The 14,269-nt window shown below is 74.6% G+C and carries 10 protein-coding genes and 1 pseudogene; 7 read left to right on the forward strand and 4 right to left on the reverse strand.

Annotation, left to right across the window (positions count from 1 at the left end):
* Positions 1-18 precede the first annotated feature (18 nt).
* Positions 19-1,185: a hypothetical protein gene (locus KZX45_RS04190; protein ID WP_248256468.1), complete on the forward strand. Its 1,167-nt coding sequence runs from the start codon at positions 19-21 to the stop codon at positions 1,183-1,185.
* A 9-nt stretch (positions 1,186-1,194) separates the two neighbouring features.
* Here the strand turns inward: KZX45_RS04190 and KZX45_RS04195 are convergent, their stop codons facing one another.
* The 3 genes from KZX45_RS04195 to KZX45_RS04205 form a co-directional block, all read right to left on the reverse strand.
* Positions 1,195-2,325 (reverse strand): alpha/beta hydrolase, encoded by a 1,131-nt coding sequence (locus tag KZX45_RS04195; protein ID WP_248256469.1) that lies wholly within the window; start codon positions 2,323-2,325, stop codon positions 1,195-1,197.
* Between the two features lie 130 nt (positions 2,326-2,455).
* On the reverse strand, positions 2,456-3,610 hold the full coding sequence (locus KZX45_RS04200; protein WP_248256746.1) for a homoserine O-acetyltransferase: 1,155 nt from the start codon (positions 3,608-3,610) through the stop codon (positions 2,456-2,458).
* Positions 3,611-3,738: 128 nt separating this feature from the next.
* Positions 3,739-5,082, reverse strand: a complete 1,344-nt coding sequence (locus KZX45_RS04205) for a bifunctional o-acetylhomoserine/o-acetylserine sulfhydrylase (RefSeq protein WP_248256470.1) — start codon at positions 5,080-5,082, stop codon at positions 3,739-3,741.
* Between the two features lie 501 nt (positions 5,083-5,583).
* On the opposite strand from KZX45_RS04205, the gene KZX45_RS04210 reads away from it, so the two are divergent.
* The gene (locus KZX45_RS04210) at positions 5,584-7,011 is read left to right on the forward strand and encodes an NlpC/P60 family protein (RefSeq protein ID WP_248256471.1); all 1,428 of its coding nucleotides are present in this window, start codon (positions 5,584-5,586) and stop codon (positions 7,009-7,011) included.
* A gap of 233 nt (positions 7,012-7,244) precedes the next feature.
* On the opposite strand, the pseudogene KZX45_RS04215 reads toward KZX45_RS04210, so the two are convergent.
* Positions 7,245-7,721: pseudogene (locus KZX45_RS04215) on the reverse strand (inorganic diphosphatase); the annotation flags it as partial.
* Positions 7,722-7,863: 142 nt separating this feature from the next.
* On the opposite strand from KZX45_RS04215, the gene dacB reads away from it, so the two are divergent.
* The 5 genes from dacB (at position 7,864) to ftsH (ending at position 14,267) form a co-directional block, all read left to right on the forward strand.
* The gene (dacB, locus tag KZX45_RS04220) at positions 7,864-9,249 is read left to right on the forward strand and encodes a D-alanyl-D-alanine carboxypeptidase/D-alanyl-D-alanine-endopeptidase (protein WP_248256473.1); all 1,386 of its coding nucleotides are present in this window, start codon (positions 7,864-7,866) and stop codon (positions 9,247-9,249) included.
* A gap of 17 nt (positions 9,250-9,266) precedes the next feature.
* Entirely contained in the window at positions 9,267-10,328 is a 1,062-nt protein-coding gene (locus tag KZX45_RS04225) for a zinc-dependent metalloprotease (RefSeq protein ID WP_248256474.1), read from the forward strand.
* 4 nt (positions 10,329-10,332) lie between these two features.
* Complete coding sequence (tilS, locus tag KZX45_RS04230; protein ID WP_248256475.1) at positions 10,333-11,481, forward strand: tRNA lysidine(34) synthetase TilS; 1,149 nt, start codon at positions 10,333-10,335, stop codon at positions 11,479-11,481.
* Positions 11,482-11,498: 17 nt separating this feature from the next.
* Positions 11,499-12,053 (forward strand): hypoxanthine phosphoribosyltransferase, encoded by a 555-nt coding sequence (gene hpt / locus KZX45_RS04235; protein WP_248256476.1) that lies wholly within the window; start codon positions 11,499-11,501, stop codon positions 12,051-12,053.
* A gap of 150 nt (positions 12,054-12,203) precedes the next feature.
* The gene (gene ftsH, locus KZX45_RS04240; protein ID WP_248256477.1) at positions 12,204-14,267 is read left to right on the forward strand and encodes an ATP-dependent zinc metalloprotease FtsH; all 2,064 of its coding nucleotides are present in this window, start codon (positions 12,204-12,206) and stop codon (positions 14,265-14,267) included.
* Positions 14,268-14,269: the final 2 nt, after the last annotated feature.

Consider the following 14,269-nt stretch of genomic DNA (forward strand, 5'->3'; position numbering starts at 1 on the left):
AGTCAGGTCGACGTCGTTATGCCGTTCTTCGAGTTCGACGATGGGCGCCTCGTGCCTGCCCAGTTCGGTCATCCCGTTCCTGACGACATCGAGCCCGACATCCTGGAAGCGGTTCGCGACCAGGTTCTCGAAGTCGTCCAGCGTCCGCTGTTCCCGGTGAGCTGGCACGGCGACGGGCGTCGGCCGGGCACCTACCGTCCCGCGGGCGCTCCGGCGCCGCGGCTGACCTCGCTCGACGCCACCGGGCAGGTCGTCACCGTGGAGGTCGTCGACGAGCTGGACTCGGCCGCGCTGGTCGCGGCGCTCTCGCGCTCCGCCCGCAGCGCCGACCTCGGCTGGTCCCAGCTCGCCGAGCTCTATCCCCGGGGCGCCGAGGCGTTCCGACGGGACTGGACCGCCTTCCGCGAGATGCTTCCCCCTAAGCCCGCGGCGGGCCCGCGCCTCGTCGTCGTGGCCGGTGCGGTGCGCGACGAGGTGCGGCCCGCCCTGCAGGTGCTGGCCGACTCCGGCGTCGTGGTGCACGAGATGGCGTTGCGGCAGATGTCGAACGGCCGGCGCTTCCTCGAGGTCAACGAGCTGCGTCCCCACCAGCTCGGCCCTTCGCACGTGCTCAGCGGCGGGCCGCGGGTCAACGAGCTCACCGCCGAGAGCGCCGCGTCGGGCGGCCCGGCCGCGCCGGGCACCGCCGCGGCTCCACCGCAGCCCGAGCTCGGGCGGCCGGCGGAGGCCGACGTCGCGCCCGCTGTCCCCTCCGCGCCGGACGCGGGGAGCGACCTCGACCAGCAGAGCGACGCCGCAGCCTCGCACCCTCGGGACGGCACGGTTGCGCAGGTCTCACGGGCCGACCCGGCGCCCGCCGACCTCGCCAGCCTCCGCGACATCGCCGCCATGCTGGACGGGGAGACGCCCCTGGTCTGGTCTCAGCTGCGGCGCGGCATCCGGCACGACGCCGTCCTGACGGGCGACGGTGCGATCCGGCTTCCCGGCGGGGACACCGTGGCCGATCCCGACGTCGCCGCGCGGAAGGTCTCCGGGCGCGACGACGTCGACGGCTGGCGGGTGTGGCGCTTCGGCGAGCACGGGCCGTCCCTGGCCGACGCGCGGGCCGAGCTGGTCCGGGCCCGCGGCCGCGGGCCCCGACACCCCGGATCGCGGCGTCGCCAGGGCCGGGCGCTGCGGCACTGACTGCCCGCCTCAGCGGAGCACGTAGGCCCGCGACCAGCGCCGGAGCTCGGCGTAGACGCGCTCGCGCACCTGCCGGGCGGAGAGCGTGACGTCGTGGATGGCCCCGTCGAACCGCGCCACCGTCACCAGCGGCCCGAGCTGCAGCGCCCGGCGGCGGATCTGCTCGACGTCGAGGACGGTGTCGGCCTCACGCATCTGCGGCGACCAGCGCGGGTTGATGAGCGTGCGCCCCGAGGTGAGCACCAGGACCGGGCACGAGATCTCCAGGCCGCCCGCCACCTGCTGGTGCCCGGCGAGGACCGCGGACAGCCAGCCGGCACGGATCGGCGTCCCCACCATGCGCCAGTTCGGGTCGGGCGCCCACCCGGTGAGGAACGGGTCGTCGTCGTCGGCGTCCTCGGGCAGCGGCCCGTCGGCCTCGGTCCAGCCGAGCAGCGTGCGCTGGTAGAACCCGAGGTCCGACGTCGGCATCACCGCCTTGGGCTGCAGCTTCGCCAGCCTGCCCACGATCGGCTGGGCGACCCCGCGCAGGATCGCCGACCCCTGCAGCTCGAGCCACGGCGAGTTCAGCACCAGCGCCCGCAGGGCGCCGGGGTGGCGGTGCGCCCACAGCGCCGCGGTGAGGCCGCCGGTGGAGTGGCCCATCAGGACTAGGTCGGTGCCGACCCCGAGCTCCGACCGGAGCACCTTGAGCGCGGCGTGGATGTCCTCGTCGTAGACGGTGAGGGTCTCCATGAAACCGCGCGTCTGGTGCGCGCGCAGCGAGCGGCCGTACTTGCGCAGGTCGAGGGCGTAGAACGCGCCGCCCTCGGCCGCCCACCGCCGGGCCAGCTCGCGCTGGTAGAAGTAGTCGTTCCAGCCGTGCAGGTACAGCACGGCGAACGAGGGCGACGACGGCGTCCCCGGCAGCGACTCGGGGTCGTCCGCGGGGACGTGGCGCACGAGGGTCGCGGCGACCTCGCCCTCGTCGTCGTCGTGCAGCGGGAGCGTCCGGGCCTGGAAGCCGGCGCCGAGCACGTCCGGCGCCCATCGGTCGGCGGGCGGCGGTGGAGGGAGCTCGACGACCTCCTCGGGCAGGACGGTGTCCTCGCCCGTGCCGCCGACGGGCGGCTCCTCCACGCGGCTGGTCCTGCGGATCATGGGCCCATCATGCCGTCGTTGCGACGGCCGGCGCAGCCTCGTCGGTCGCCGCGGCCCGGTGGAGCCCACCGAGCGCGCCACGGTCGTGACCGGCGGCACGTCGGCGGTCGTGGACGCAGACCTCGCGCCGTCAGCGGGTCGGGCGGGCCACCGGGGCGACCGCCCGGAGGAACCGGCCCAGGAGCGCAGCCACCTGGTCGTGCTCGATGAGGAACCCGTCGTGCCCGAACGGCGACCGCACGTGCGCCACCGGACCGGCCGTCGGGACCGCGGCGGCGATGCGCTCCGACTCGGCGGGGAAGAACAGCCGGTCGGAGTCGACCGCGACCACCAGCGTCTCGGCGGTGACCTGTGCGAGGGCCGCCTCGACCCCGCCGCGGTCGCGACCGACGTCGTGGGTCATCATCGTCCGCGTCAGCGTGAGGTAGCTGTTCGCGTCGAAGCGCTCCGCGAGCTTGCCCGCGTGGTGGTCGAGGTAGGACTGGACCGCGAACCGCCCGCCGGAGAGCGGCTCCTCCCCGCCCTGCGGCAGACGCCCGAACCGCTGGTCCAGCTCGAGCGGGGTGCGGTAGGTGGTGTGCGCGATCTGGCGGGCGAGCCCCAGGCCGGTGTGCGGGCCGTGGCCCGGGGCGGCGTCGTAGTAGTCGCCGCCGCGCCAGCCCGGGTCGAGCTCGATCGCCGCCACCTGGGTGTGCGCCCACGCGATCTGCTCCGCGCTGCTCTGCGCGCAGGAGGCGACGACGGCGACGGCACCGACCCGCTCGGGGGCGGTCACGGCCCACTCCAGCACCCGGTGGCCGCCCATCGAGGCTCCGACGACGAGCGCCCACCGCTCGATCCCGAGAAGGTCGGCCAGCTCGAGCTCGGCCGCCACCTGGTCGCGCACGGTCAGCACGGGGAAGCGCGAGCCCCACGGCGTCCCGTCCGGGGCGGAGGAGGACGGCCCGGTGGACCCCTGGCAGCCGCCCAGGACGTTCGGGGCGACGACGAAGTAGCGGTCGGTGTCGATCGCCCGGCCGGGGCCGACCACCTGGTGCCACCAGCCGGGGGCGGGGTCGCCGGGGCCGTGCGCGGTGACGTGCGAGTCCCCGGTGAGGGCGTGCAGCACCAGGACGGCGTTGTCGCCGGCCTCGTTCAGCTCGCCCCAGGTCTCGTAGGCCAGCTTCACGTGCGGCAGGCGTCCGCCCGCCTCGAGCGGAAGGGCACCGATGTCGGCGAACAGCCGCCCGCGCGGGTCCTCGCCCTCGCGCCAGGCCCCGGTGGCCGGCAGGGTCGCCGGGTCGATGACGCGGCGGTCCCGCCGGTCGTGACGCGTCGCGGTGGGCCGGGCGGCGCCCGCCCGGGCGGGTGCGACGTCGGCGGGGAGGGCCCCCGACGACGGCGCACCCGCGCCGGTCGGACAGTCTCCGGTGGTCACGCGCCCGCCTCGGCGCCGACCGGGGCGGCGGTGAAGGACGCGGCGGCCTCCAGGCCGGTGCGCAGGTCCGCGAGGATGTCCTCGATGTTCTCGGTGCCGACCGCGAGGCGGACCAGGCCCGGGTTGACGCCGGCGCCCTCGAGCTCCGCCGGGCTGAGCTGGGAGTGCGTGGTCGAGGCCGGGTGGATCACCAGGGAGCGCACGTCGCCGATGTTGGCGACGTGCGAGTGCAGCTTCAGCGCGTCGACGAAGGCCTGGCCCGCGGCGTAGCCGCCCGCGAGCTCGAAGGCGAGGACGGCGCCGGTCCCCCTCGGGGCGTACTTCTGCCCGCGCTCGTACCACGGCGAGGACGGCAGGCCCGCATAGGCCACCCGCGTCACCTGCTCGCTGGCCTCGAGGAACTCGGCCACCTTCTTCGCGTTCTCGACGTGCCGCTCGACCCGCAGCGACAACGTCTCGATGCCCTGGCCGATCAGGAAGGCGTTGAACGGGGAGATGGCCGGGCCGAGGTCGCGCAGCAGCTGCACGCGAGCCTTGAGGATGAATGCCGGCGCCCCGAGGTCCTTGTAGACCAGGCCGTTGTAGCTCGCGTCCGGGGTGTTGTAGTTCGGGAACCGCTCCGGCTGCGCGGACCAGTCGAAGGTTCCGCCGTCGACGATCACGCCGGCGATGGACGTCCCGTGACCGCCGAGGTACTTCGTGGCGGAGTGGATGACGATGTCCGCGCCGTGCTGGAGCGGGCGGATCAGGTACGGCGTGGCGATGGTGTTGTCCACCGCCAGCGGCACGCCGATCTCGTGGGCGACCGCGGCGACGGCCTCGATGTCGAGGATCGCGCTCTTCGGGTTGGCGATGGTCTCGCCGAAGAACAGCTTGGTCCGCTCGTCCGCGGCCGCGCGCCAGGACTCCGGGTCGTCCGGGTCCTCGACGAACGTCGTGGTGACGCCGTACTTGCTCAGCGTGTGCACGAGCAGGTTGACGGTGCCGCCGTAGAGGTTCGGGCTGGCGACGATGTTGTCGCCGACCTCCGCGATGTTGAGGATCGCCAGCGTCGTGGCGGCCTGGCCGGAGGCGACGAGCAGACCGCCGACGCCGCCCTCGAGCGCGGCGATGCGGTTCTCGACGGTCTCCTGCGTCGGGTTGGTGATGCGGGTGTAGATCGGGCCCGCCTCCGCGAGGGAGAACCGGCCGGCGGCCTGGGCGGCGTCCTCGAAGACGAACGACGTCGTCTGGTAGATCGGCAGAGCCCGGGCGCCGGTGGCCGCGTCGGGCGTCTGGCCGGCGTGGATCTGCAGGGTCTCGAAGGACCAGGCGGACTCGGGGGAGGTCTCGTTGCTCATGGCTTGTGCTCCAGGTCGGGGGTTCGGAGCGGGCCGACGAGCCGCGGCGGTGCCGCCTGTCCCGTCAGCCCGCGGGGGGCTGGCAGTGACGTGCACGTCCGGGGATGGCGCCCCTCGCCCGCCCCGTGGGGCGGTGCGGCCGGATCGAGCTACCGGCCGAAGGGCATGCCGAACGTGCGCGTCAGCGGCACATTCGGCGAAGGAACATGCGGCCGACTCTAGGGGCGGTGTCCACGAGCCACGAGAGGTGTCTTGCATCGTGGGACGTAGGTCACTTTCTCGTCCGTGGCCGCGACTACCAGCTGTCGCCTGATGCTGCTGTTACTGGAGTGAATAAAGAGGCTGGTGTTCACAAATCGGTGAACGTCCGATAGCGTCTCCAGCGGCGCCTCCCCCTGGGCGTCAACCCGACACGCCGAACGGCTTCGTGGTGCGTCGGAGTCTGCAGCAGCGATCTCGGAGGAACCGGTGGCGACCACCCCCAGGCGCCCAGGACGAGCGATGTCCTCGCTCGCCGCGCTCATGCTCGGCAGCACCCTGCTCGCGACGGGCGCGAGCGCCGCGCCGAGCGAGGACGACGTCGAGGCGTCGCGGTCCGCCGAACGGTCCACCTCGGGCGAGATCGCCGCGCTCGAGATCGAGCTCGCCCGCGTGGCCGCCCAGGCTGACGAGGCGCAGGTGCGGGCCGCGCTGGCCAACGAGGACTACCTCGAGTCGCAGATCGAGCTGGACACCGCGATCGCGGCGGCCGAGAAGGCGCAGGAGGAGGTGGCCGCCGCCGCCGAGGAGCTCGAGGCCGGGCGCCGCGAGCTCGGGCAGATCGGGGCCGCGCTGTACCGCGACGGCGCGGCGAACCTCTCCGGGATCGCGCCGTACCTCTCGGCGACGAGCTTCACCGACGCCATGGCGCGCACCGTCACCCTCGACCGGCTCGGCAACCGCGCCGACAGCCAGGTCCAGCGCTTCGACGCCCTCGAGCAGGTTCACTCCACCCTCCAGCGCCGGGCCGACGAGTCGGCCGCCGCGCAGCAGGCGGCGACCGAGGCGCTCGCCGCCGCGGCCGAGGAGGCCGAGTCGAGCTTCGCGGCCGCGCAGACCCAGATGACCCTGTCGAACGAGCGTCGCGAGCAGCTCATCACCCAGCTGGCCGCCCAGCGCAGCACCACCGTCGAGCTGGAGCGTGAGCGGCAGGCCTCGCTCGAGGCGGAGCGCGAGCGGCGCGAGGAGAACGTCGCCCGGAACGAGGCGATCGCGGTCGTGGCCGCGGCGGCTCCCGAGGCTGCTGCCCCGTCGTCGGCCGCCGGCCCCTCGGGCCCCGCGACGGCAGATCCCGCCCCCGCGCCGGCCCCCACCTCTGTCCCTGCCGCGGACCCGGCGCCCTCCGCCCCGGCGACGCCGCGCCCCTCCGCCCCGGCGAACCCTGCGCCCGCTCCCGCCCCGGCGCCCGCTCCCGCCCCGGCCCCCGCTCCCGCGCCGGCCCCCGCTCCGGCGCCGGCCCCCGCCCCGGCTCCCAAGCCGACGCCGAAGCCCGCGCCGGCCCCGGCGCCCGCTCCGGCCCCGAACGCCTCGGCCGCGCAGACCGCGATCTCGTGGGCGCGCAGCCAGCTCGGCACCCCCTACGTCTGGGGTGCCGCCGGCCCGGACGGCTACGACTGCTCCGGCCTGACGATGCGGGCCTTCCAGCAGGCCGGCGTCTCCCTCCCGCGCAACACACGCGCACAGTGGGACGCCACGGCACGGGTGCCGCTGAGCGAGCTGCGCCCCGGCGACCTGGTGTTCTGGAGCAACAACGGTCAGCGCTCGGGGATCTACCACGTCGCCATCTACACCGGAAACGGGATGCGGCTGCACGCCCCGGCCCCGGGCAAGACGGTGGAGGAGGTGCCGATGTGGCACGTCAACATCATGCCGTACGGCGGTCGGATCTGACCGGGCCGATGCCCGGCTAGACCCGAGACACAGGCTGACCACGGGCAGCAGAACGCCCCGCCGTCCACGACGGCGGGGCGTCTGCCTGCGCGGCTCCGTGGAGCCCGCGACGGTCAGACTCGGGTGCCGGCGTCCCCGGGACCCGTGGGGTCCGCCTGGCCGCGGTTGCCGCCCTCCGAGATCGCCGCGTCGGGCCGGTGTGCGCCGCCGCCGTGGTTGGCGTAGTAGCCGGCGTCCTTGGCGCGCTGGTAGGAGCGGCGGATCTCCTCCTCGGCCTCCTCGCGGCCGGTCCAGTGGGCGCCCTCGACGGACTTGCCAGGCTCGAGGTCCTTGTAGACCTCGAAGAAGTGCTGGATCTCCAGGCGGTGGAACTCCGAGACGTCGTCGATCTCCGTGCGCCACGAGGCGCGCTGGTCGCCGACCGGCACGCACAGCACCTTGTCGTCACCGCCGGCCTCGTCGCGCATGCGGAACATGCCCAGCGCGCGGCAGCGGATCAGGCAGCCGGGGAACGTCGGCTCCTCGAGCAGCACGAGCGCGTCCAGGGGGTCCCCGTCCTCGCCCAGGGTCTCCTCGATGAAGCCGTAGTCGTCCGGGTAGCGCGTGGAGGTGAACAGCATCCGGTCCAGCCGGATCCGACCCGTCTCGTGGTCCACCTCGTACTTGTTGCGGTTCCCCTTGGGGATCTCGATCGTGACGTCGAACTCCACGGCTTCCCTTCCGCCCGCCCGGCGTGCCCGGCGGGGCTTCCTCCGCGCGACCGGCACGGGCCTGCCGGCGCTCCTGGCCACTAGTGTGGCGTACCGGAAGGTGTGGTCGCGCACAGGGACCACCGGTGACGACGGGGGAGAAGTGGGACGAGCGCGCCGCACGACGGTGACGGTGGCCGCGCTCGCCGTCGCCCTGGGCGCCTACGGCACCGCCGACGCCGCCGACCTCGTCCCCGGCGTCCTGACCACGGATCCGGTCCCCGCCGAGGCGCAGCCGTTCCCCGACGTCGAGGTACCCGGTGGCGAGCTGACCGCGCCGGTGCCCCCTGGACCCGACGAGTCGGCCCCGGCGCCCACCGCCGCCGGCCTCGAGGAGCTCACGGCCGCACTCGAGGCGGACGACCGCCGGACCGGCTCCTTCGGTCTCGTCGTCGCCGACGGGATCACCGGCGAGGTCCTGGTCGACCACGACGGCGACGCCCCGAGGCTGCCGGCCTCCTCGCTGAAGATCCTCACCGCGGCCGCCACGCTCGACGCCCTCGGGCCCGGGCGGACCCTGACCACCTCGGTCGTGCGCGCGGCGCCGGACCGCCTCGTGCTCGTCGGCGGCGGGGACGTCCTCCTCGCGGCCGGCGAGGGCGACCCCTCCGCCGTCGTCGGGCACGCCGGCCTGGCAGACCTCGCGGCGGCGACGGCGGAGGCGCTGACCGAGGAGGGCGTCACCACCGTCCAGCTCGCCGTCGACGACACGCTCTTCACCGGGCCCGTGCACCACGCCGACTGGGACGACGTCGACCGCAGGTTCGTCATGCCGATCCAGGCGCTGGCCGTCGAGGCCGGGCAGGTCGGCCGCGCCTACGCCGCGGACCCTGCCCTGGACGCGGGGAAGGCGTTCGCCGCGGCGCTCGCGGACCACGGCGTCCAGGTCGCCGGGTCGGTCGCGCGGGCCGGCGCGGGCGCCGACGCCGAGCCGCTCGCCGAGGTGGAGTCGGCGCCGGTCAGCGCCGTCGTGCGCCACATGCTCAAGGCCTCGGACAACTCCGTGGCGGAGGCGCTCGCACGCCTCGTCGCGCTCGAGCGGGGGCAGGAGCCGGACTTCCCCGGCGGCACGTCGGGGGTGCGCCGACAGCTCGCGGACCTCGGCGTGGACGTCACCGGGGTGACGATGGCCGACTCCTCCGGCCTGAGCACGGGCAGCAGCGTGCCGCCGTCGGTCCTGGTCGACGTCCTGCGGCTGGCGTCCGAGCCGTCGTCGACCACCCTGCACGGGCTGGTGGCGGCCCTGCCCGTCGGCGGCCTGGACGGCACGCTCTCGGACAGGCTGACCGGCGACGCCGCCGGGCACGTGCGTGCGAAGACCGGCACGCTCCTGCGTGCCGTGTCCCTGACCGGCTCCGTGGTCACGAGCGACGGCCGGCCGCTGCTGTTCTCGCTGCTCACGTCCGACCTCGAGGTCGGCACCGCCCACCAGGCCCGCCTCGCCGTCGACGCCTGGGCGTCCGCGGTCGCGGCGTGCGGCTGCAGCTGAACGATTACCGTGGCCCCATGAGCAGCGCAGTCGACTGGCAGGTGGCCGTGCGCCGCGCCGGGCACCTCTCCCGGCCCGGCCCGAGCGGCACGCGCGCCGAGCTGCGCGCCCTCATCCAGGTGCTGCGCGCCGCGGCGGCCGAGGCCCCCGCGCACGTCGCCGAGATCACCGGGCTGCACCGGCCCGCCGCCCAGGTCGCCACCACCCCCGTGTACGTGGTGGACCGCCCCCGCTGGGCGCAGGCGAACGTGGAGATGTTCGCCCACCTCACCGACGGGCTGCTGCCCGCGGCGAAGCTACCCGGCTCCGCCCGCATGGCGGGGGAGGAGATGGGCGTCATGCTGGCGCTGCTCTCCCCGAAGGTCCTCGGCCAGTTCGACCCCTTCACCCCCGCCGACGGCGGACCGGGCCGTCTCCTGCTGGTCGCCCCGAACGTGCTCAAGGTCGAGCGCGAGCTCAACCTCGACGCGATGGACTTCCGCCTCTGGGTTTGCCTGCACGAGCAGACGCACGCGGTGCAGTTCGCGGCCGCCCCGTGGCTCGTGGACCATCTCTCCGGCCGGATGCGCGGGCTGGTCGGCGGCGTCTCCTCCACCACGGACGGGCCGGAGCGCCTGGTGCGCGCGGCCCGCGCCGTCGTCGAGGCCCTGGCCTCGGGCGTCGTGGGCGGCCCGCCCGGCCCGACGTCGGACCTCGGCGGGCCGCTGGTCGACGCCTTCCTCGACGAGGACGAGCGGGCGGCGATGGCGGAGATCGTCGCGGTGATGAGCCTGCTGGAGGGGCACGCGGACGTCGTGATGGACGCCGTCGGCCCCGCCCGGCTGCCCTCGATCCGCCGCATCCGCGCCGCCTTCGAGAAGCGCCGGGACGGCACCTCCACCCTGGACGTGCTGCTGCGCCGCCTGCTCGGGATGGACGCCAAGGTCGCCCAGTACCGCAACGGCGCCCGGTTCGTCCGGGCGGTCGTCGAGAAGGTCGGGCACGACGGGCTCAACGCGGTGTGGACCGCGCCCGAGCTGCTGCCCACGGCCGCCGAGGTCGCCGACCCGGTGACCTGGGTGCGCCGCGTCCACGGCTGACCCGGTGGCCGGCCCGCCCCCCGACCTCGCCGCCGCCCGCCGCGCCGTGCGCGCCGCGCTGGCCGACCTGCCGCCCGGCGCCCGCGTCCTCGTCGCCTGCTCCGGCGGCGCCGACTCCCTCGCCCTCGCCGCAGCCACCGCCTTCGTCGCCCCCCGCGAGGGTTGGCTCGCGGGCGCCGTCGTCGTCGACCACCGCCTCCAGCCGGGGTCCGGCGAGGTCGCCGGGACGGCGGCCGGGCAGTGCCGCGCGCTGGGCCTGGAGCCGGTCACCGTCAGGGAGGTCGAGGTCGACGGCGGGGCCCGCGGCGCCGGGGCGGGCGGCCCCGAGGCGGCGGCCCGCACCGCGCGGTACGCCGCGCTGACCGAGGTCGCGCGGGAGACGGGCGCGGCCGCCGTCCTGCTCGGGCACACCCTCGACGACCAGGCCGAGACGGTGCTCCTCGCCCTCGCTCGCGGGTCCGGCGCGCGGTCGCTGGCCGGGATGCCGGCGGCCCGCGGACTGTGGCGGCGGCCGCTCCTCGGGCTGCGCCGCGCGCAGACGGAGCAGGTCTGCCGCGCCGTCGGGCTGCAGTTCGTCCGGGACCCGGCCAACACCGTGGCCGGACCGTGGCGGGCCGCCGACGGCACGCCGCTGCGCCGCGCCGCGGTGCGCGAGCGGGTGCTGCCCGCCCTCACGGAGGCGCTGGGCCCGGGTGTCGTCGAGGCGCTCGGCCGCACGGCGCGCCAGCTCGCCCGGGACGCCGACCTCCTCGACGACCTCGCGGAGGAGCTGCTCGCCCGCGCGATCGCTGCGGCCGCCGCACCCGCCGCGCCCGCCGTGCCCGCCGCGCCCGCTGCGTCCGCCGCGCCCGCCGTCGGCGGCGCCGGCGGGCGCGACCTCGCCCACGCCGACGGAGCCGGCCTCGGTCTCGACGTCGCCGTGCTCGCCGACGCCCATCCCGCGCTGCGGACCCGGGCGCTGCACACGGCCGCCCTGCGGGCCGGGGCTACCCCGGGTGCCCTGGCGGCGGTGCACGTGGACGCCCTCGACGCCCTCGTCACCCGGTACCACGGCCAGGGCCCGGTCCCGCTGCCCGGGCCCGTCGTCGCCCGCCGCCGGTGTGGCAGGCTAACGCTGGCGCCGGCGGGCCCGGCCGGCCGGCCAGCGACGTGAGCAGCGAGGAGAGCCGAGTGGACGTGCAGGACATGGGGCAGGACCTGGAGAAGGTGCTGCTGAGCAAGGAGCAGATCGACACCCGGCTGACCGAGATGGCCGCCGAGATCGATGCCGACTACGCGGGCCGCGAGCTCCTGCTGGTCGGGGTCCTGCGCGGCGCGGTGATGGTCATGGCGGACCTGTCGCGCAAGATCCACCTGCCGATCGAGATGGACTGGATGGCCGTCTCCTCCTACGGCTCGGGCACGAAGTCCTCGGGCGTGGTGCGCATCCTCAAGGACCTCGACACCGACCTGCACGGGCGCGACGTCCTGATCGTCGAGGACATCATCGACTCCGGGCTCACGCTGTCCTGGCTGCTGGCCAACCTCCGCTCCCGGGGCCCGGCCTCGGTGGAGATCGCCACCCTCCTGCGCAAGCCGGAGGCCGCGAAGGTCGCCGTCGACGTGCGCTACGTCGGCTTCGACATCGCGCCGGAGTTCGTCGTCGGCTACGGCCTGGACTACGCCGAGCGCTACCGGCACCTGCCGTTCGTCGGCACCCTCGCCCCGCACGTCTACGGCGGCTGAGCACCGCACCTCCACGGCTGAACCGCGGCGTCAGCCGCCGTACCGCCCTGCGCGAACATCGGGGCCGCTCTCAGCCGACGGTCAGGTTTGTCGTATACCGTCGGGGAAACCGCGCGCGACCAGGAGGGACCGGGCTCCAGCCCACACTCGATGAACGCCAAGAATCTGCTGCGGGGTCCACTGGTGTGGATCCTGATCATGCTCGTGCTCATCTCCCTGGGGTGGTCCCTCCTCGGGCAGTCCGGCACCCAGCGCATCGACACCTCCCAGGGTCTCGAGCTCCTCAGGGGCGACACCGTCGAGCAGGTGGAGATCACCGAGGGCACCCAGCGGGTGCGCCTGACTCTGTCCGAGCCCTTCGAGGCCGACGACGGCGAGGGCGGCACCGTGGACAAGGGCACGACCGTGGAGTTCTTCTACGTCATGCCCCAGGGCGAGCAGATCGTCCAGGCCGTCGAGGACGCGGACCCCGAGAAGGGGTACAACTCGGTGGTCCCGACGACGTCAATCTGGACGTCGCTGCTGACCTTTATGCTGCCGATGATCATCATCTTCATCGTCTTCTGGTGGCTGCTCTCCCGGGCCCAGGGCGGCGCCGGCGGCATGATGAAGTTCGGCAAGTCCAAGGCCCGGATGGTCAGCAAGGAGAACCCGCAGGTCACCTTCGCCGACGTCGCCGGCGAGGACGAGGCCGTCGAGGAGCTGCAGGAGATCAAGGAGTTCCTCGCCGAGCCGGAGAAGTTCCAGGCCGTCGGGGCGAAGATCCCCAAGGGCGTCCTGCTCTACGGCCCGCCCGGCACAGGCAAGACCCTGATCGCGCGCGCCGTCGCCGGCGAGGCCGGCGTCCCCTTCTTCTCCATCTCGGGCTCTGAGTTCGTCGAGATGTTCGTCGGCGTGGGCGCCTCCCGCGTGCGCGACCTGTTCGAGCAGGCCAAGTCCAACGCGCCGGCCATCATCTTCGTCGACGAGATCGACGCCGTCGGCCGCCACCGCGGCACCGGCATGGGCGGCGGCCACGACGAGCGCGAGCAGACCCTCAACCAGCTCCTCGTGGAGATGGACGGCTTCGACGTCCACACCAACGTCATCCTCATCGCGGCGACGAACCGTCCGGACGTCCTCGACCCGGCGCTGCTGCGCCCCGGCCGCTTCGACCGGCAGGTCGCCGTCGAGGCGCCGGACCTGCACGGCCGGTCCGCGATCCTCAAGGTGCACGCCCAGGGCAAGCCGATGGCGCCCGGGGTCGACCTCGACATGGTGGCCAAGCGCACCCCCGGGTTCACCGGCGCCGACCTGGCGAACGTCCTGAACGAGGCGGCGCTGCTCACCGCCCGCTCCAACGCCCAGCTCATCGACGACCGGGCGCTCGACGAGGCCATCGACCGCGTCATCGCCGGCCCGCAGAAGCGCACCCGGGTGATGAACGAGAAGGAGCTCAAGGTCACCGCGTACCACGAGGGCGGGCACGCCCTCGCCGCCGCGGCGCTGCGCTACACCGACCCCGTGACGAAGGTGACCATCCTGCCGCGCGGCCGGGCCCTCGGCTACACGATGGTCATGCCCAGCGAGGACAAGTACTCGACGTCGCGCAACGAGCTGCTCGACCAGCTCGCCTACGCCATGGGCGGGCGGGTGGCCGAGGAGATCGTCTTCCACGACCCGACCACCGGCGCCTCCAACGACATCGAGAAGGCGACCGCGATCGCCCGCAAGATGGTCGTCGAGTACGGGATGAGCGCGCGCGTCGGCGCCATCAAGCTCGGGCAGACCCAGGGCGAGCCGTTCCTCGGCCGCGACATCGGCCACCAGCGCGACTACTCCGAGGACGTCGCCCGCATCGTCGACGAGGAGGTGCGCCGACTCATCGAGGCCGCGCACGACGAGGCGTGGGAGATCCTCAACACCTACCGCGACGTCCTCGACCACCTCGTCCTGGAGCTGCTCGAGCGCGAGACCCTCAACGAGGCCGAGCTCGCCCGGGTGTTCGCGCCGGTGACGAAGCGCCCGGCGCGGCCGGTCTGGCTCTCCTCCGAGGACCGTTACGTCAGCGACCGGCCCCCGGTGCTCACCGCCGCCGAGCGCGCCCGTGGCGAGCACATGCTCCCCGAGGACCAGATCGCGGCGGCGGGGGAGACCCGCCTCGGCGAGGGCGGCCCGGGCGTCGGCCAGGTTCCCGACGGCGGCACGGTCGGCGGGCCCGCCGAGGGGCTGTGACC

The organism is Georgenia sp. EYE_87, from assembly GCF_023148685.1.
In the GTDB taxonomy this organism is placed as follows: Bacteria; Actinomycetota; Actinomycetes; order Actinomycetales; family Actinomycetaceae; genus Georgenia.

Excerpts from the sequence above, each read along its gene's own strand:
- KZX45_RS04190 (WP_248256468.1), top strand. The coding sequence starts at position 19 with ATGCCGTTCTTCGAGTTCGACGATGGGCGCCTCGTGCCTGCCCAGTTC.
- KZX45_RS04195 (WP_248256469.1), bottom strand. The coding sequence starts at position 2,325 with ATGATCCGCAGGACCAGCCGCGTGGAGGAGCCGCCCGTCGGCGGCACG.
- KZX45_RS04205 (WP_248256470.1), bottom strand. The coding sequence starts at position 5,082 with ATGAGCAACGAGACCTCCCCCGAGTCCGCCTGGTCCTTCGAGACCCTG.
- KZX45_RS04210 (WP_248256471.1), top strand. The coding sequence starts at position 5,584 with ATGTCCTCGCTCGCCGCGCTCATGCTCGGCAGCACCCTGCTCGCGACG.
- KZX45_RS04225 (WP_248256474.1), top strand. The coding sequence starts at position 9,267 with ATGAGCAGCGCAGTCGACTGGCAGGTGGCCGTGCGCCGCGCCGGGCAC.
- ftsH (WP_248256477.1), top strand. The coding sequence starts at position 12,204 with ATGAACGCCAAGAATCTGCTGCGGGGTCCACTGGTGTGGATCCTGATC.